The following is a 16,421-nucleotide window of genomic DNA, read 5'->3' as shown; positions in this document are numbered from 1 at the left end:
GAGGAAAAACCCCATGCAATCACGTCTCGCGTTGTCCTGCTTGTCCCTCGCCTTGCTCACCAGCACGGCCCATGCCGCCCCCACGCTGTACCTGGGCATGAACGGCGGTACCATGGAACGGGTGTACGCCGACAAGGTGCTGCCCGCCTTCGAAAAGGCCAATAACGCCAAGGTCGTGATCGTACCCGGCACCTCATCGGACATTCTTGCCAAGGTCCAGGCCAACCAGGCCAACCCGCAGATGCATGTGATGTTCCTCGACGACGGCATCATGTACCGCGCCATCTCCATGGGCCTGTGCGACAAGCTCGCGCCGAGCCCGCCACTGGAACAGATCCCGGCCAAGGCCCGAATCAAGGACGAAGCCGTGGCCGTGACCCTGGGCGTCACCGGCCTTGGCTACAACGCCAAGATGTTCAAGGACAAAGGCTGGGCCGCGCCCACCTCATGGATGGACCTGGCCGACCCGCGTTTCAAGGACAAAGTGGTGTTCCAGTCCCTGGCCTCCTCGACCTTCGGCCTGCATGGTTTCCTGATGTTCAACCGCATCCAGGGTGGCGATGAAAGCAATGTGGAACCGGGTTTCAAGGCCTGGCCTACGACCGTGGGCCCCAACGTGCTGGAATACATCGCCAGCTCCGCAAAGATCTCCGAGATGGTGCAGACCGACGAGGCCGCGATCTTCCCCCTGACCCCGACCCAGGTCGCCACGCAAAAGCTGCTCGGCATACCGATGGAGTACGCGCAGCCCAAAGAAGGTGCGGTGGTGCTCAACGTGGCCGAATGCGTGATCGCCCGCAATGACCAGCCGGAACTGGCGCAGAAGCTCGCAGCGTTCTTGCTGACTGCCGAGGCCCAGGCGCCGGCGTTGGAAGAAGGTGACCAGATCCCGTCGAACCCGACCACCCCCACCACCGACAAAACCCGCGCGCGGGTGGAGGCCATGCAGAGTTATCTGCAAACCGCCATTTCGATTGATTGGGACCAGGTCAACCAGGCACGGCCGCAGTGGAATGCGCGGTGGAGTCGGTCGATTGAGCGTTGAGGCTCAGCCCTGCGCAATCAGGGCCAGTTCTTCGCGGGTGCGACTGATGTATGCACCGGCCTTGAGCAATTCGTCGACAGCCTGTACACCGCCCTCCTCGCTGATGCCTCGGCACGCCGGCAAATGCAGGATCACTTGCAAGCCGGCCTTGAGCAATTGCAACGCGGTAGTCTTGACGCAATAGTCCAGCGCCAGGCCGCCGACGATCACGCGGGCCACGCCGTGGGCCTTGAGGTACTCGATGACGCCGGTGGACAGTTTGTCGTGCAGGTCGTGGTAACAGGCGCCGTAGGGGTGCAGGTCGGGCTCGACCCCTTTCCAGATGAAGTAGTCGTAGTCATAGGGGGTGGGCAACTCATCGAGCAGGGTGAACCCTTCGGTGCCGGGCACGCAGTGGCTGACCCAGGTCACATCGGCATGGGCCAGGCCGGTGGGTTGCAGCATCTCGCTGTGCTGCCCGACCACCCAGAGTGCGTGGGGGGTGTGGGCGTCCTTGCTGCCGATGCGGTGGCCGGCGAGACTGGCCATGTAATTGAGTTCGGCACCAATGCCGTCGCCACCGGCCACTGGCAACTCGTTGGGACACAAAGGCGTGAAGCTCTTCTGGGCGTCGACGTCGAATGAAGCGATGGCAGCTTTCGAAAGGCTCATGGTCGTTCTCGGGTGGTCTGCACGTACGACCGCCTCCGGGCGAGCGTAGAAATCTTGAAGTATGGGACAGTTTACTGCGGGGATCGATGCGTTGCTGACTTACCCTATTCTCAAGAACGCTGAAGTTCAAAGGTGGGGCTTGCCTGCGATGAGGCGAGTGAATCCACCAACGCTATCGCAGGCAAGCCAGCTCCCACAGTTAAATCAGCGTCAACCGCTAGTTCATCCAATTGCCGCCATCGACGTTATAGGTCTGGGCCACCACATAGTCGGCGTCCGTCGACGCCAGGAAGATCGCCATGCCGGTCAGGTCTTCAGCCGTGCCCATCCGCCCAAACGGCACCTCATCCCCTACGCGCTTTTTCTTCTCGCCAGGCGCCAGCCCTTCATGCCTGGCGAACAACGCATCCACTGCGTCCCAATGCTCGCCGTCCACCACACCGGGGGCGATGGCATTGACATTGATGCCCTGCTTGATCAGGTTCAACCCCGCCGATTGCGTCAGGCTGATCACCGCCGCCTTGCTCGCACAATAAACCGCCACCAACGGCTCGCCTCGCCGCCCGGCCTGGCTGGCCATGTTGATGATCTTGCCGCCATGCCCTTGGCTGATCATCTGTCGGGCTGCGGCCTGCAGAGTGAACAGCGTGCCGGCGACGTTGATCGAGAACAGCCGTTCAAAGCTGTCGCGGGTGATGTCGACGATGGGGGCCAGGTCGAACAGGGCGGCGTTGTTGATCAGGATATCGAGCTTGCCAGCGTGGCTCACCACTGTGGCGATCGCCGCGTCGATGGAGGCTTGGTCGGTGACGTCCATCGCCACGGCGTAAGCCTGGGGCCCCAGTTCGGCGGCGGTGGCCTGGGCCTGTTGCAGGTTGATGTCGGCGATGGCCACGGTGGCGCCTTCAGCGATGTAGGCTTGGGCGAACGCACGGCCAATGCCTCGCGCCGATCCGGTGATCAGCGCGCTTTTACTTTCGAGTCGTTTCATGGGGGCTCCTGTGAAGGTTATTGCCGGTAGCCGGTGAACACCGCCGAGAACAGCTTGCCGACCTTTGTTGTTGAGCCTCGATTACAGCAGCTTGGCCTGCCGCCTCACAAACGGCTGGCGAATGCGCGGCTGATACTTTTTTAACCTGAGGCACAGGATCAAAAAAGTATCAGCCTCAGGCGAAACCGGGGCTAGCGCACCGATTGCCAGTGCGGGTATTTTGGGAAAATTGCACCACCACAAGAGGCAGCATCATGCCCGTCAGCCCCGCCACCCTGTTCGAGCATCGCCCTGCGGAGCTTGAGGTGATCCTGACCGAACCGGAACATGGTTTTCGCTGGTTCGAACATGACTATCCCTATGAACTGGCACGCTGGAACCACCACCCTGAATTCGAAATCCACCTGATCCGCCAAGGCAGCGGCAAGCTGGTGGCGGGCGACTATATCGGTGCGTTCAGCGCAGGGCATGTCGCACTGATCGGCCCTGACCTGCCTCACGACTGGATCGGCGACCTGGCCCCCGGCGAATACCTGCACGGGCGTGATGTGGTGCTCCAATTCGACGGCGCCGCCCTGCTCGCTCTGCGCACCACCCTGCCGGAACTGGGCGAGTTACAGGCGTTGTTTGAACAGGCGCGACGCGGCCTCGAATTCACCGGAGCAACCGCCACACACGCCGCCAGGCTGATGGAGGCCATCGGCAATGCCCATGGTCTGCAACGCCTGACCCTATTTCTGCAACTGCTCGATACGCTGAAGAACGCCCCGCCCTCACAGGCCAAGACCCTGGCCAGCCCGTGCTACGCACCGACCCTGGATGCGCGCAGCGCCGAACGTATCAACAAGGCGCTTGACTACCTGATGCGGGAACTGACCGGCGATGTACGCCTGTCGGACATCGCCCGGCAGCTGGACATGAGCGAACCTGGCTTTTCGCGGTTTTTCAAACGCAACACCGGCCACGGCTTTATCGACCTGATGCGCAAGTTCCGCGTGCTGCGTGCCTGCCGCTTGTTGTTGCACAGCCAGATGTCAGTGGCGGACATCTGCTTTGAAGTGGGCTACGCCAACCTGTCCAATTTCAATCGCCACTTTCGTATCGAAATGCACCAGACGCCGAGTGAGTACCGGCGGCAGGCCGGATTGCCGATGTTCAGCCCCATCGCCTCTGCGGGATGACATCAATCCCAGTGTTTTCCTGACCAAAGCGTCGGCTAATTGCTCTTTTTTCTAAACAGTTCAAGCCATTGACCCAAGTTGGTACAACCTGTGCAAACGTTTGCGGAACGAACTTGACCGCCAAGTTCACTCCTCCCCGTCGAATCGGGTTTAAACCGCGTAAGAATAAGGACTTTCAATGCAACCCACCTCAAAGCCTCGTGCCGGTCTTGGCGTTTCGTTGCTACTGGCCGCCGTTACGGGAGTACTCAGTGCACCCATTTTGGCGCAGGAAAAGCCCGTGGATGACTCAGCACAGGGCGAAACCCTCAGCCCTGAAGCCAACCCCCCGGCGAAAAAAGGCGTGTATCTGTCCGAGTGGTTCAACCAGGACCTCACGCTGATCGGCAGCAAAGACATCAGTTTCGGCCCCAAGCCTCAAGATGACGTCTACCTGGAATACGAGTACTTCGGGCGCAAGGGCCCCTTTGAGTTGTACGGCTATATCGATGTACCGAAGATCCTCACCATCGGTAACAGTAATGACAAAGGTGTGTGGGACCATGGCTCGCCGGTGTTCATGGAGCATGAACCGCGGATCTCCATCGACTACCTCGCAGGACGCAGCCTGGCAATTGGCCCATTCAAGGAATGGTATGTGGCCTTTGACTGGATCTACGACCACGGCAGCCGCAAGGAAAACCGCGCCAACACCCTGTACAGCGGCCTGGGTACCGATATCGACACCCATTCGAGGGTCAACCTGTCGGCCAATTTCTACGGGCGCTACCAGTGGGAAAACTACGGCGCCAGCAATGAGTATTCCTGGGACGGCTACCGAGCGCAGATGAAGTACATCGTGCCCATCGGCAAGTTCGACAACGGCGCCTCGCTGACCTACATCGGTTTCACCAACTACGATTTCGGCTCGGACCTGCACAAGGACAACCCGGCGCGCACCGCCAATTCCCTGGTGGCCACCAACGTGTTGCTGTACTCGTTTACCCATCTGCGCTTTACCCTGGTCGGCCGTTACTTTCACAACGGCGGCAACTGGGAGGACGGCAGCGAGTTGAATTTCGGCGAAGGCAACTTCCGCGCACGCTCAGACGGCTGGGGTTACTACGCCGGCGTGGGCTATCAATTCTGATCAAGGAGCTGTAGATGAACGCATTGACCCGTGTCTCGCTGGCCGTCGGCCTGGCCCTATTGCCCCACATGGTGCTGGCGGATAGCCCAGCACCGATCAAACCCAAGGTGATGCTGATCACCATGTTTGCCCCCGAGGCGCAAACCTGGATCGACCGCCTCGAACTTAAACAAGAAGTACGCGTTCCAGGCTTGTCCGCCGAATATCCAGTGATTCGCTGCAACAACCAGGACGTGTGCCTGCTGGTGACCGGCATGGGCCAGACCAACGCTGCCGCATCTACCCTGGCCCTGGCCTTGTCGCCCAAGTTCGACCTGCGCCAGAGCTACTTCCTGATCGCCGGGATCGCCGGCATCAACCCCAAGCACGGCACCATCGGTACCGCCGCCTGGGCCCATTACCTGGTGGAGTTCGGCACGCAGTGGGAGCTGGATTCACGGGATGCGCCCAAGGACTGGCCGACGGGCTATATCGGGATCAACACCAAGGGGCCCAACGAAAAACCTCCGCTGGACTACAAGACCGAAGTGTTTGAGCTCAACCAAAAGCTGCAAGCCAAGGCGTTTGCCTTGTCGCACAAGGTGGAGCTGACAGAAAGCACAGAGTCCGCCGCCTGGCGCAAACACTACCCCGCCGCCCCGGCCAACCAGCCGCCGCAAGTCACCCGCTGCGACACCCTGGCGGGCAACACTTGGTTTTCCGGCACGCGGTTGAGCGAACGTGCCGAAGTCTGGACCCAGTTGCTCACCGACAACAAAGGCGAATACTGCACCACCCAACAGGAGGACAACTCCACCTACGAAGCGCTGCTGCGCGCCAGCCGCGAAGGCTTGGTGGATATCCAGCGTCTGGCCGTGGTGCGCGCAGGCTCTGACTTTGACCGGCCTTACCCTGGCTACAGCGAAGTGGACAACCTGCTCAAGTATGCCGATCAGGGTGGGTTTGTACCGGCGCTGGAAAACCTGTACCGCACGGGCAACCCGTTGGTCCAGGCGATTGTGAAGAACTGGTCGGCGTGGGAAAAAGGCGTTCCCGAAACCGAATAAAGATCAACACTGTGGGAGCGGGCTTGCTCGCGAATGCAGAGTGTCAGTCGATATATAGGTGACTGATGCACCGCATTCGCGAGCAAGCCCGCTCCCACATTTCTATCCCATCAGGGCAGGAAAATGATTTTGTCTGGGCTGTCGTTGTTCACTTCTGCATAGCACTGAACACCCTCCACCAACGCCACTTCACGCAACCCCGTAGGCAGCGGCAACAGGCCTTCATCAAAGAAGCGCCCAAACGCCTCCAGCATCACCGCGCATTGTTCGCAGCTATAGAGCAAAGAGTTGATCCCCACCACCGACCCGCCCTTACGGTACAGCGCCAGGGCCGGTAACTGCACGTGGCCGTCAACCGGGGCGGCGATGATGGCGATGCGGCCGAACGGTGCCAGCCCCGCCACCGCGGCGGGCAGCCAGAAACCGGTAGTGTCAAAGATCACGTCGGCGCCGCCATTGAACACGGCCTGCACTTGCGCGCCCAGTTCCTCCGGCTTGCCCAAGGCAATCGCCTCCAGCCCTTGGGCCTGTAACAACTCGAGCTGATCGGCCTTGCGCACGGCCGCCAATACCTGCGCACCGCGTATCTTCGCCAGCGCCAACGCCGCACTGCCGACCGCGCCGTTGGCGCCGATCACCAGCAAGCGCGTGCCCTTGCCAACGCCGCTGCGCTCCAGGGCGTCCCAGGCGGTGGTAAAGGGCACACCGAGGCTGGCCGCCTGGGCAAAGCTCAAGTGCGTGGGTTTGTGCGCTACGCCCTTGGCTGACACGCGCAGGTATTGGGCATGGGAACCGTCAGCGAAAAACCCCAGGTCACGACCGGTGCCCCAAACCTCCTGGCCGAGCAATGCCTGCGGGCCTTCCACCACCACGCCTGCGAAGTCACGCCCAGGGATGCGTGGCAGCGTGGTGTAGGGGAAACGGCCAAGCACGTTTTTGACGTCGCTGGGGTTCAGGCCCGCCGCGTTGACCTTGACCAACACTTCGTCGGCAGACGGTACCGGCATGGGCACCTCCACCAGGCGCAGGTGGGCGAGGTCGCCGGTGTCGGTAAATTGCAGTGCGTTCATAGAGGGCATCCGTGGAAGGGAAAAGGGATCAGGACAACCAACCACTGACCAACTGCCGCACCATGGGCCAGAGCTTTTCGCCGAGCAGCATGCCCATCAGGCCGACCAGTGCGATAGCGGGCGGTGCAGGCGAGCGGAAGTCCAGCGCGCCGTAGATCACGCCGACAAACAGGCCGATGGCCAAGGAAATCAAATAGCTCATGAAGGCTGCGCCCGGTGGATTGATGGGCTCAGTCTAGGGCGCACCTACCGTGGGTATCGGCCAAGTGCTTCAGGATTTCGGCCAACTCCGGTACTGCGACGGCGACACGCCCAATTCGCGTCGGAACATGTCGCTGAAGCTGCTGGGCGAGTAACCCAGGGTGCGCGCTATGCCGCTCACCGACTGGCCTTGGATCAACTCCGCAGCCGCCGTGGCCAACTGCACCTGACGGCGCCACTGGGCAAACCCCATGCCCAGGTGCTGCTGGAACAGCCGCGCCAGGGTGCGCACGCTGGCGCCCGCTGCCTCGGCGTGCTGTTCGAACGGGATGTCCAGGGAAGGCGCAGCCATGACCGCCTGGCACGCATTGATCAGCCGACGATCCGCCGCCACCGGCATTGCGATGCGAATAGGCGAGCGCCGTGCGCGTTGCAACTCCAACAGAGCCAGGCCCACCACAGCGTCATAGTAAACCGCATCACCGTGATCACCCTGCTCGACCAAGGTCACGATCAACTCCCGCAACAAGCGGCCCACTTCGATGACCTGCACCTGGCTGTCCAGCGTCGCCGCCAACGCCGGGCGCAGGTAGATATTGCGCATCTGCAAATCGGAGACCACACGGATCCCGTGCTCCACCCCCGGCGGCAACCACACTGCACGCTGGGGCGGCACTACCAGGGCTTCGCGGGGCGTCTCGACCCACATCACACCGCTCATGGCGTAGAGCAACTGGCCCCAATCGTGGCTGTGCGGTTCTACGTACAACCCACGCGGGTAGGTACGCGCCAACGGCTGCACGGGAACGGCGTGATCACTAAGGTCGGGGGGCGCGGCCAGGGCCATGGCGGTACACATCAAACAAGGACGGGCGACCATGGTAAAGACTGGTCGCCGGCAAGCGAACTGTTTTTACTCATCCTGCAGGCACCGGGTGCCCGGGCCTGCAGGTCAATCCTGTCAACCGTGGGCCGACTTGGCGCATTCGCATCCCGTCGCCGCCGCGCAGGGTTCACCGTGAGCATGGTGCTCGGCACAGCCCTGGCAGCAATAGCCCTTGCCGTCTTTCATTATTGCGTCAGCGCCCAGGACACATTTGCAGTGAGGGCAAGCACAGGTTTGATCTGGCATGGTCAGACTCCTTGTTCATGGTCGTCCGATGCGGCGAGCGCCGCACCTTAAGCAGTGACCCTGGGCAAGCAAGCATGGTTCAGCGCCGTCAGTCGGCCCGGCGGCTATTACTGCGGTACATGAACACCAACGCCAGGGCGAGCAACAGCATCGCGAGGATACGACTGCCCGACAGCTCGATCGCCGGGTTGCCCAGCCAGCCAAAGTTGTCGATCAACATGCCCATGCCCAGTTGCCCGACAATCACGGCCACCGTGGCGACGGCCGTACCGACCACCGGCACCGCGCCGACCATCACCATCATGTACACCACGCCAAACAGGGCACCGGTCAATTGCCACTTTGGCACCTCCAGCAGGCTGACGGCCTGGGCCGGCTCGAAGAAAAATATCAACAACGCCGTGGTCAGCGCGCCCACCGCGAAAGTCAACAGACTGCTGCGCAACACTCCCACAGTCTGGCCCAGACGCCCATTGATAGCGGCCTGCACACTCAGCACCGCCCCCGCCGCAATCACCATCACCAACAACATAAACAGATTCATCGCCTTAGCCTCGTGCAATCAGAACCAGTGCCGCCACAATCAACGCCAACGCGATCCAGCGCTCGCCATTGACCCGTTTGCGCGCGGTGCCGAACCAGCCGAAGTGGTCGATCAACACACTCTTGCCCACCTGGCCCGAGAGAATCGCGATCATGGTCATCGCGATGCCGATGTGCGGTGTAGCCAGGGTCAACACCACTACATACATCGGCCCCAGAAACCCGCCGATCAACTGCCAGCGCGGCAGCTGCGTGAATGCCGGGCCCTTTTGCGGGCCGCTGAACAGCAGCAGTAAAAACAGAATCGCCGTGCCAACGCCAAAGATGCTCAACGTCGCCCACAAATGCCCGACCTGCGCGCCCAATGGCCCGAGCAATCCGGCCTCCACCGACAGGCCCATGCCCGCCAGAATTACCAACGGCAACAGCAGCAGCCGTAGAAGGTTATTGCTCGGCCTGGCCTGCGCCAAGCCTTCGGTGGAACGTGCCTGCATACATCACCTGTGTATCAAGAATGGAAAAACATGGCGCGCATTATCCGGTGGCCGTGCTGTGCGATAAATGGGAGTATGCGGACAACACCTTTGCGTAAAACGCACAGCCTGGAGAGATGATGCAGGGCTTGAATGAACTGAGTTTCAAGGCGCTACGCCTGTTTGTGGCCGTGCTGGACCAAGGCAGCTTTTCCGAAGTGGCCCGCCGCGAAAGCCTGGCGCCCTCCTCCATTTCGCGGCACATTCAACTGATGGAACAGGCCGTCGGCCAGCAATTGCTCTACCGCCATACGCGTGCCGTCAGCCCCACCGAAGCCGGCCGCCTGCTGGGCCGCCACGCACGCTTGCTACTGGAGCAATTGGAGACGGCGAACCAGGCCCTGCAGGAGCAAGACAGCGAGCCCAGCGGCCTGGTGCGCATCAACGCGCCCATGGTGTTCGGCCAGCGCCACCTTGCACCCTGGCTGGGAGCGCTGTGCCGGCGCTACCCGAAGTTGCAGTTGGATATCCAGCAAACCGACACCTTCGTCGACCCGCTGCAAGATGGCACCGACCTGCTGTTTCGTATTGGCGTGCTCAATGACTCGGGCATGCAGGCGCGCATCTTCGCGCCGCAACGCTTTCGCATCGCGGCCAGCCCTGCTTACCTGGCCCAACATGGCAGGCCGCGCCACCCTGACGAACTGGCCCACCACCATTGCCTGGCCTACAAAGGCATCACCGGTCAGCAGCGCTGGTTCTTCCGCCGCGGCCAAGGCGACTGGACTGCCTACAGCGTCAGCGGCCCCATCACCGGCAACCACGCCGACACCCTCACCCACGCCGCCGAACAAGGCCTGGGCCTGGTGGTGTTTCCGTCCTGGCTGATTGGCGAAAGCCTGCGCGCCGGTACCTTGCAGGCGGTGCTGAGTGAGTACGAGGTCGCGACAACCCTGGAGCCCCAACAGATCGCTGCGTTGTGGCCGGGCAGCCGCAGGCTGTCGCTGAAGGTGCGCACGGTGATCGACTATTTCGTGGAGTGTTTTGGGACGGTGCCGTATTGGGATCGGTGAGTGTGACCGCCCCCTGACGGAGCGCAAACTGTTCGAAGGCCGGGTTGAGAAAAAGAGCACATGACTCAACCCTGGCTCAGAACAACCACTGCCCGATCAACCACGCATTCGCCCCACTGATCACCGCGAACAGAAACCACGCCAGCAGCCGCGTGGGCAACCGGTTGACGAACGGCCCCATCAATTGCTTGTCGCCGGTCATGCGGATCAACGGGTACAACGCAAAGGGCAATTGCAGGCTCAGTACCACCTGGCTGAGAATCAGCAGCTTGCCGATAGCATCGTCACCCATCAGCCATACCCCGAGAAACGCCGGGATCAGCGCCAGCCCACGGGTAATCAGGCGGCGCTGCCAGCAGGGTATGCGCAGGTTGAGGTAACCCTCCATAATCACTTGCCCGGCGATGGTGCCGGTAAAGGTCGAACTCTGGCCCGAAGCCAGCAAGGCGATACCGAACAGGATGCTGGCGAAAGCACCGCCGACCAAGGGGTCGAGCAGGTGATAGGCGTCCTGGATTTCCACCACATCGGTATGGCCGGTCTTGTAGAAGGCCGCTGCGGCTAGCACCAGGATCGCGGCGTTGACCAACAGCGCCAAGGCCAGGGAGCCGATGGTGTCGATACGCGCCAGCTTGACTGCATCCTGCTTGCTCGCCAGGTCCTTGCCGATCAGGCGGGTCTGCACGATAGAGGTGTGCAGGTAGAGGTTATGGGGCATGACCGTGGCACCGAGGATGCCGATGGCCAGGTACAACGGCGCCGCATCGCTGATGGCCGACAGTGACGGGGTGAACCCGCTGAGCACGTCGGGCCAGTAGGGTTTGATCAGCACCAGTTCGATGAAAAAGCACACGCCGATGGTGGCGACCAGCGCTAGCATGATCGCTTCCAGGCGCCGAAAACCGCGATTTTGCAGGGCCAGGATCAACAGCGTGTCGAATGCAGTGATGACAATGCCGGTGGTCAGCGACACCCCCAGCAACAGGTGAAACGCCAGGGCGCAGCCGAGCACTTCGGCAAGGTCTGTGGCGATGATGGAGATTTCCGCCAACACCCACTGGGTACGAGCAGAGCGCTGGCTGTAGCGCTCACGACACAGTTGCGCCAGGTCCTTGCCAGTGGCGATGCCCAGCCGCGAACACAGGCATTGCACCGCCATCCCCGCCAGGCTGGCCAGCAGCACCACAAACAACAGGCTATAGCCGTAGCGTGAACCGGCCTCAATGGCCGTTGCCCAGTTGCCGGGGTCCATATAGCCGATGGAGATCAACAGGCCGGGGCCAGCGAACATCAGCACCCGTTTAAAAAACGAGGCCTTGGGATCAACAGCGACAGAGCCGGCCACTTCCGGCGGGCAGAACGGGGCGGTGGCGATTTTCGGCAGGCTGAATTTCACGCGGTATTCCAGGCAAATACACAAGACTTGGGCAGCAGCTTATCAGTCGGTGGCGACGGTGCGCATCACCGTGTCTCGCGGCAGGTCAAACGCTTCCACCACTTGCACCACCAGCTCCAGTTCCTGGTTGAGCGCCTCGCGCTCCATGCGTTGGCGGATCACGCCGACCACCAGTACCGCCAAAGTGGTGATCGAATACGCCGGGCCGGAAAACGCCCGAACGCCGCTGACCAGCAACATCGCCGCAGCCAGCGCCTGGCCCACTACCGGAATCGCCGTGGCCGCACCGCGCCGCAGGATAAACCCGGTCAGCCCGGCCAACGCCGTGCCGCTCAAGGCTGCGGTAGCCGAACGGCCCACATCCAAGCGGTTGAACAACCCCTGCTCTTTTTGTGCCGCCGCCTTGAGCTCGGCCTCGAACGCCTGACGATCAGCGCGGCTGAGTTTGTCCTTGTACTGCTCGATCAGTGTTTCTGCGACCTGCCCTTCGATCTCGGCAAGCGCCACATGCTCAAGTGGTTGGTCGAACTTGATGCCCAGGCGTTGCGCCACATCTTCGGCAATCTGGCGATAGCCCACGCCATGGCCACGGGCCAGGTTCATAAAGCTATCACCGCCCATGCGCTGCAATTCAATGGCCAGTTTCAACGGCTCACGCACACTGGCATCGATCGCGGCACTGCGCTTTTGCGCCATCAGTTCGGCAAGAAACTTCAGCTCCTCCGGCCGCGCTTGCACCAACGCCGGGTACAGGTCCACGTCTGCTTCGGCAAACCGCACGTCACTGCTGCGCGAGTCCACACGGATCATGCCGCGCCGTTCCTGCAGCAAATCGGTGTACTGCACCACCGTCTTCAACTGCGGCCAATAGGCGGCATGATCGAAGCTGGCCAGGTGCACATTGGTGACCTTGGCCTTGAGCGCGGGCGTCACGTCAATCGCATAGCGGCCGATGCAACGCTCGGTATCGGGCTTCATGGCCAGCGCCCAGTCCTTGCTGGAATGGCAGTTGATCAACCGCCCCTTCAGCGGCGCCGACACCTCGTCCCAGGGGCTCGAGGTACAGATCGCCCCACCCATCAACAACAGGTTATTCAACGGCAGTTCGCGAGCGATCTCGGGGCTGGCCAGCAGGCTCTTGACCAGAATGCGTGCGCCGAGGGAATGGCCGATCAGGTTGATGCGCCGCACCGGCAGCGCCTGGTTGTGCAGGTAGCCGGCCAGTTCGGGCAACAAGGTCTTGGCCACTTCATCCACCCGTGCCTCGACACTTTTGTAATGGTCGAGAAAATAGGCAATAGCCTTGCCCACGCCCACCGTCGCCGCGCCCAGGCCGCCACCGCCGAGCAGCGAGGCGAGCACGTCCTTGAACGGTGCAAACAGGTTTTCCAGAAAATGCCCCGCCGGCCAGAACAGCATCAAGTTGGTCGAACCTTCGATACCCGCCAACTGCTGCTTGAAGTTGCCCAGTTGCTGGCGGTTGAAGAACGCCGAGTAACCGTGAACATAGAGATTGAGCACATCCCCCTGGGGCTCGCCACACAGGACGAACGTGGGCTTGCGGGTGCGGTGCATTTCATCCCACTGGTGTTGCATAGGGCGGCGACTCCGGGTGACAGGATGGCGATAGTAACAAACAGAGCCGACCAGCAAGGTGAATCCTGACCGACATTCGCAGAAGGGCCTTGCCAAAACACTGTTCAACCAAGACCAAACGCTGTGCGACGGCTTAAACTGTCTGGGGGGCATGGTAAAACAGCGCCCTGCCCCTTTACCGGAGACCACTGTCATGACGTCCAAAGTTGAACAACTCAAGCCATTTACCAGGGGCATGGGTGCACACTTGCGCACCTTGAGCCAGATCGAGCAACTGGCCAGCGTATGACCCTACTCTCCCCATTGGCCCAACCGCGCACCTTGGTGTTCCTGACGTATCCGCAGATGGGTTTGCTCGACCTGACCGGCGCGCAGACGGTGTTCTGGGCCGCCACCAAGGCCATGGCCGAACGCGGTTTGCAAGGTTATGTGCTGCACAATGCCAGCCTGGCGGGCGGGCTGATGCCAACCGCCGAAGGCTTGAGCGTCGACACTGTGGCTTTGGCGCAGTTGGACCCAGCCGCCATCGACACTCTTGTGGTACCCGGCGCGCCCGCCATTGAGCAAGCCATGCTGGACAACACTGCGCTGGTGGACTGGCTGCGCAACGCCTCCGGTCAGGCGCGACGTACCGCGTCGGTGTGCAGCGGCACGTTTTTGCTGGCGTTGGCGGGCTTGCTGGAGGGTCGCCGCGCGGCGACGCATTGGGCCATGTGCGAGCTGCTCAAGCAACGCTTCCCGAGCATCGAGGTGGACGTGGACGCGATCTTCGTGCAGCAGGGCCAGGTGTGGACCTCGGCGGGCGTCAGTGCCGGGATCGACCTGGCGCTCGCGCTGGTGGAGGCCGACTGCGGGCGCGAAGTGGCGCTGCAAGTGGCACGCGAACTGGTGGTGTTCCTCAAGCGCCCCGGTGGCCAGGCGCAGTTCAGCCAGGTGCTGCAAGCGCAAACCGCCGACAGCGCCGGCTTTGATGCGCTGCATGCCTGGATCAGCGACAACCTGCGCGACAGTGACCTCAGCGTCGAACGCTTGGCCGCGCAGAGCCATATGAGCCCACGCAATTTTGCCCGGGTCTATAAGCAAAAAACCGGTCGCACCCCGGCCAAGGCCATCGAACTGTTTCGCATGGAAGCGGCGCGCCGCATGCTTGAAGACTCCCAGCGCAGCATCGAGCAGATCGCCGGGCTGTGCGGGTTTGGCGACGAAGAACGCATGCGCTGCACCTTCCACCGCCAGCTGGCCATCTCACCGCGCGACTACCGCGAGCGTTTTTCCCGCTAGGCCGACTGACCTGGCAGTCATCCAGGGTTATCTGTCCTTTCGGACAGACCCTGCTGCTTTTACAGTGATCCGGCAATGCCTTGCGGCTTACCTGGTCTCTGGAGCAACCCCATGAAACAACATATTCTGATCATCGGCGCTGGGTTTGGTGGCGTGTGGAGCGCCTTGAGCGCCGCTCGGCTATTGGATAAACACGACCGCAACGATGTGCGTATCAGCCTGCTCGCCCCCCAAGCAGAACTGCGTATCCGCCCGCGGTTCTACGAGCCCGATGTGCATACCATGCTGGCCCCGCTTGATGCGCTGTTCGACGCTGTGGGCGTGACCTTTGTGCAAGGCGCCGCCGACAGCATCGACGCCACTAATAAGCAAGTGACCTACCGCAACGCGGCCGGCATCCCGGCCACCCTCAGCTACGACCGCCTGGTAGTGGCTGCCGGCAGCCGCTTGAACCGCCCAAACATGGACGGCATTGCGCATGTGTTCGATGTGGATCAGATCGAAGACGCCGCGCGCCTTGAGGCCCATATCAAGGCCCTCAAAAATCTGCCCGACACTCCGGCCCGCAATACCGTAGTGGTGGCCGGCGGCGGCTTTACAGGTATCGAGACCGCCACCGAAATGCCGGCGCGCCTGCGTGCGGCACTGGGTGAGACGGCCAACATCCGTGTGATCGTGGTCGACCGCGGGCCGCAGATTGCCGCGTCGATGGGCGACGGCATACGCCCCTCTATCATCGAAGCCAGCCGCGAGCTGGGGATTGAATGGGTACTGAACACCTCGGTCGCCTCGGTGGATGCCGGTGGCGTGACCCTGGCAGATGGGCAGCGGATTGAATCGAGCACCGTGATCTGGACCATCGGCTTTCGCGCCAACCCGCTGACCGAACAGGTTGAGGGCACCCGCGATCCCCAGGGCCGCCTGCACGTGGACGCCCACCTCAAGGTCAAGGGCCAGGCTGCCATCTTCGCCGCTGGCGACGTGGCCTACGCCGCCACAGACGCGCTGGGCAACTTCGCTGCCATGTCCTGCCAGCACGCTATCGCCCTGGGCCGCTACGCCGGCAACAACGTCGCCGCCGATCTGATCGGCGTGGCCCCCATGGCCTACAGCCAACCCAAATACGTGACCTGCCTCGACCTCGGCGCTTGGGGCGCGGTGTACACCGAAGGCTGGGACCGTCAGCTCAAGCTGGTGGGCCAGGAAGCCAAGGAACTCAAACAGCAGATCAATAGCGTGTGGATCTACCCACCGGCGGCGGATAGAGCAGTGGCACTGGCGGCGGCGGATCCGTTGATTCCGGTGGCGTAGAACTTCGCGTTGCTCACTACAATGACAGGATGTGAACGATCCATTTTTTTGATGTCATCCACTTCCCGGTTGCGATGGAGCATCGCGCAGGCTACTCTTTCAACTCGCAGCAAGTGCTGCGATTGGACTTGGCGGTCCGACCAGATATAGGCGCAACGGCGCCCCCAACACGATTGCAGGCGCTTTTTTTGCGCCCGTGATTTCGTGCAATGGCGGGTTGCGCAGGGACTTCTTCGGAAGTGCCGGGTCCTATATCCCCGGTCCGCCAACCTTGCGTAATCCGCCACCCTAATTCTGCTTGG

Annotated in this window: 17 protein-coding genes; 7 read left to right on the top strand and 10 right to left on the bottom strand. The window is 61.8% G+C overall.

What is annotated here, in order from left to right; genetic code table 11:
- The first annotated feature begins 13 nt into the window (after window positions 1-13).
- A complete protein-coding gene (locus BMH52_RS17435) occupies window positions 14-1,045 on the top strand; it encodes an ABC transporter substrate-binding protein (RefSeq protein WP_014718835.1) in 1,032 nt (343 codons plus the stop codon).
- A 3-nt stretch (window positions 1,046-1,048) separates the two neighbouring features.
- Here BMH52_RS17435 and BMH52_RS17430 read toward each other — a convergent pair whose 3' ends face one another.
- Window positions 1,049-1,696, bottom strand: coding sequence for an isochorismatase family protein (locus tag BMH52_RS17430; protein ID WP_073844468.1), 648 nt, complete (start codon window positions 1,694-1,696; stop codon window positions 1,049-1,051).
- 217 nt (window positions 1,697-1,913) lie between these two features.
- Window positions 1,914-2,687, bottom strand: coding sequence for an L-iditol 2-dehydrogenase (locus BMH52_RS17425; RefSeq protein ID WP_014718837.1), 774 nt, complete (start codon window positions 2,685-2,687; stop codon window positions 1,914-1,916).
- Between the two features lie 254 nt (window positions 2,688-2,941).
- On the opposite strand from BMH52_RS17425, the gene BMH52_RS17420 reads away from it, so the two are divergent.
- From BMH52_RS17420 to BMH52_RS17410, 3 genes are all read left to right on the top strand, one after another.
- Entirely contained in the window at window positions 2,942-3,868 is a 927-nt protein-coding gene (locus BMH52_RS17420) for an AraC family transcriptional regulator (RefSeq protein ID WP_073844466.1), read from the top strand.
- Between the two features lie 178 nt (window positions 3,869-4,046).
- Window positions 4,047-4,997, top strand: coding sequence for a nucleoside-specific channel-forming protein Tsx (locus tag BMH52_RS17415; protein ID WP_072434026.1), 951 nt, complete (start codon window positions 4,047-4,049; stop codon window positions 4,995-4,997).
- Between the two features lie 14 nt (window positions 4,998-5,011).
- On the top strand, window positions 5,012-6,043 hold the full coding sequence (locus BMH52_RS17410; protein ID WP_060766981.1) for a purine nucleoside permease: 1,032 nt from the start codon (window positions 5,012-5,014) through the stop codon (window positions 6,041-6,043).
- 110 nt (window positions 6,044-6,153) lie between these two features.
- On the opposite strand, the gene BMH52_RS17405 is transcribed toward BMH52_RS17410, so the two are convergent.
- The 6 genes from BMH52_RS17405 to BMH52_RS17380 all read right to left on the bottom strand — a co-directional run bounded on the left by BMH52_RS17405 (window position 6,154) and on the right by BMH52_RS17380 (window position 9,483).
- Entirely contained in the window at window positions 6,154-7,113 is a 960-nt protein-coding gene (locus BMH52_RS17405; RefSeq protein ID WP_072434025.1) for a zinc-binding alcohol dehydrogenase family protein, read from the bottom strand.
- A gap of 28 nt (window positions 7,114-7,141) precedes the next feature.
- Window positions 7,142-7,315: a DUF1427 family protein gene (locus tag BMH52_RS17400; RefSeq protein ID WP_072434024.1), complete on the bottom strand. Its 174-nt coding sequence runs from the start codon at window positions 7,313-7,315 to the stop codon at window positions 7,142-7,144.
- A 69-nt stretch (window positions 7,316-7,384) separates the two neighbouring features.
- Complete coding sequence (locus tag BMH52_RS17395) at window positions 7,385-8,161, bottom strand: helix-turn-helix transcriptional regulator (protein WP_019816817.1); 777 nt, start codon at window positions 8,159-8,161, stop codon at window positions 7,385-7,387.
- Window positions 8,162-8,275: 114 nt separating this feature from the next.
- A complete protein-coding gene (locus BMH52_RS17390; protein ID WP_019816816.1) occupies window positions 8,276-8,446 on the bottom strand; it encodes a putative metallothionein in 171 nt (56 codons plus the stop codon).
- An 88-nt stretch (window positions 8,447-8,534) separates the two neighbouring features.
- Entirely contained in the window at window positions 8,535-8,990 is a 456-nt protein-coding gene (locus BMH52_RS17385) for a DMT family transporter (protein ID WP_014718845.1), read from the bottom strand.
- A 4-nt stretch (window positions 8,991-8,994) separates the two neighbouring features.
- On the bottom strand, window positions 8,995-9,483 hold the full coding sequence (locus tag BMH52_RS17380) for a DMT family transporter (RefSeq protein ID WP_014718846.1): 489 nt from the start codon (window positions 9,481-9,483) through the stop codon (window positions 8,995-8,997).
- Window positions 9,484-9,602: 119 nt separating this feature from the next.
- Here BMH52_RS17380 and BMH52_RS17375 point away from each other — a divergent pair, with 119 nt between their 5' ends.
- Window positions 9,603-10,535, top strand: a complete 933-nt coding sequence (locus BMH52_RS17375; RefSeq protein WP_073844464.1) for a LysR family transcriptional regulator — start codon at window positions 9,603-9,605, stop codon at window positions 10,533-10,535.
- Between the two features lie 76 nt (window positions 10,536-10,611).
- Here the strand turns inward: BMH52_RS17375 and BMH52_RS17370 are convergent, their stop codons facing one another.
- The gene (locus BMH52_RS17370) at window positions 10,612-11,931 is read right to left on the bottom strand and encodes an Nramp family divalent metal transporter (protein WP_003191984.1); all 1,320 of its coding nucleotides are present in this window, start codon (window positions 11,929-11,931) and stop codon (window positions 10,612-10,614) included.
- Between the two features lie 42 nt (window positions 11,932-11,973).
- A complete protein-coding gene (locus BMH52_RS17365; RefSeq protein ID WP_072434020.1) occupies window positions 11,974-13,527 on the bottom strand; it encodes a DUF726 domain-containing protein in 1,554 nt (517 codons plus the stop codon).
- A gap of 285 nt (window positions 13,528-13,812) precedes the next feature.
- On the opposite strand from BMH52_RS17365, the gene BMH52_RS17355 reads away from it, so the two are divergent.
- Entirely contained in the window at window positions 13,813-14,808 is a 996-nt protein-coding gene (locus BMH52_RS17355) for a GlxA family transcriptional regulator (protein ID WP_014718850.1), read from the top strand.
- Window positions 14,809-14,919: 111 nt separating this feature from the next.
- Window positions 14,920-16,119 carry an NAD(P)/FAD-dependent oxidoreductase gene (locus BMH52_RS17350; protein WP_073844460.1) on the top strand — a complete coding sequence of 400 codons (1,200 nt, stop codon included), beginning with the start codon at window positions 14,920-14,922 and terminating at the stop codon, window positions 16,117-16,119.
- Window positions 16,120-16,421: the final 302 nt, after the last annotated feature.

It is taken from the genome of Pseudomonas sp. BTN1 (assembly GCF_001907715.1).
Classification (GTDB): domain Bacteria; phylum Pseudomonadota; class Gammaproteobacteria; order Pseudomonadales; family Pseudomonadaceae; genus Aquipseudomonas; species Aquipseudomonas paracarnis.
Note: the sequence above shows the minus strand (reverse complement) of the source record. Positions and strands in the feature narration are given on the sequence as shown.

Bases quoted from the DNA above. Each gene is read 5' to 3' on its own strand.
- BMH52_RS17390 (WP_019816816.1), bottom strand. From the start codon at position 8,446: ATGCCAGATCAAACCTGTGCTTGCCCTCACTGCAAATGTGTCCTGGGC.
- BMH52_RS17420 (WP_073844466.1), top strand. From the start codon at position 2,942: ATGCCCGTCAGCCCCGCCACCCTGTTCGAGCATCGCCCTGCGGAGCTT.
- BMH52_RS17350 (WP_073844460.1), top strand. From the start codon at position 14,920: ATGAAACAACATATTCTGATCATCGGCGCTGGGTTTGGTGGCGTGTGG.
- BMH52_RS17385 (WP_014718845.1), bottom strand. From the start codon at position 8,990: ATGAATCTGTTTATGTTGTTGGTGATGGTGATTGCGGCGGGGGCGGTG.
- BMH52_RS17410 (WP_060766981.1), top strand. From the start codon at position 5,012: ATGAACGCATTGACCCGTGTCTCGCTGGCCGTCGGCCTGGCCCTATTG.
- BMH52_RS17400 (WP_072434024.1), bottom strand. From the start codon at position 7,315: ATGAGCTATTTGATTTCCTTGGCCATCGGCCTGTTTGTCGGCGTGATC.
- BMH52_RS17380 (WP_014718846.1), bottom strand. From the start codon at position 9,483: ATGCAGGCACGTTCCACCGAAGGCTTGGCGCAGGCCAGGCCGAGCAAT.
- BMH52_RS17435 (WP_014718835.1), top strand. From the start codon at position 14: ATGCAATCACGTCTCGCGTTGTCCTGCTTGTCCCTCGCCTTGCTCACC.
- BMH52_RS17365 (WP_072434020.1), bottom strand. From the start codon at position 13,527: ATGCAACACCAGTGGGATGAAATGCACCGCACCCGCAAGCCCACGTTC.
- BMH52_RS17405 (WP_072434025.1), bottom strand. From the start codon at position 7,113: ATGAACGCACTGCAATTTACCGACACCGGCGACCTCGCCCACCTGCGC.
- BMH52_RS17415 (WP_072434026.1), top strand. From the start codon at position 4,047: ATGCAACCCACCTCAAAGCCTCGTGCCGGTCTTGGCGTTTCGTTGCTA.
- BMH52_RS17430 (WP_073844468.1), bottom strand. From the start codon at position 1,696: ATGAGCCTTTCGAAAGCTGCCATCGCTTCATTCGACGTCGACGCCCAG.
- BMH52_RS17355 (WP_014718850.1), top strand. From the start codon at position 13,813: ATGACCCTACTCTCCCCATTGGCCCAACCGCGCACCTTGGTGTTCCTG.
- BMH52_RS17395 (WP_019816817.1), bottom strand. From the start codon at position 8,161: ATGGCCCTGGCCGCGCCCCCCGACCTTAGTGATCACGCCGTTCCCGTG.
- BMH52_RS17425 (WP_014718837.1), bottom strand. From the start codon at position 2,687: ATGAAACGACTCGAAAGTAAAAGCGCGCTGATCACCGGATCGGCGCGA.
- BMH52_RS17375 (WP_073844464.1), top strand. From the start codon at position 9,603: ATGCAGGGCTTGAATGAACTGAGTTTCAAGGCGCTACGCCTGTTTGTG.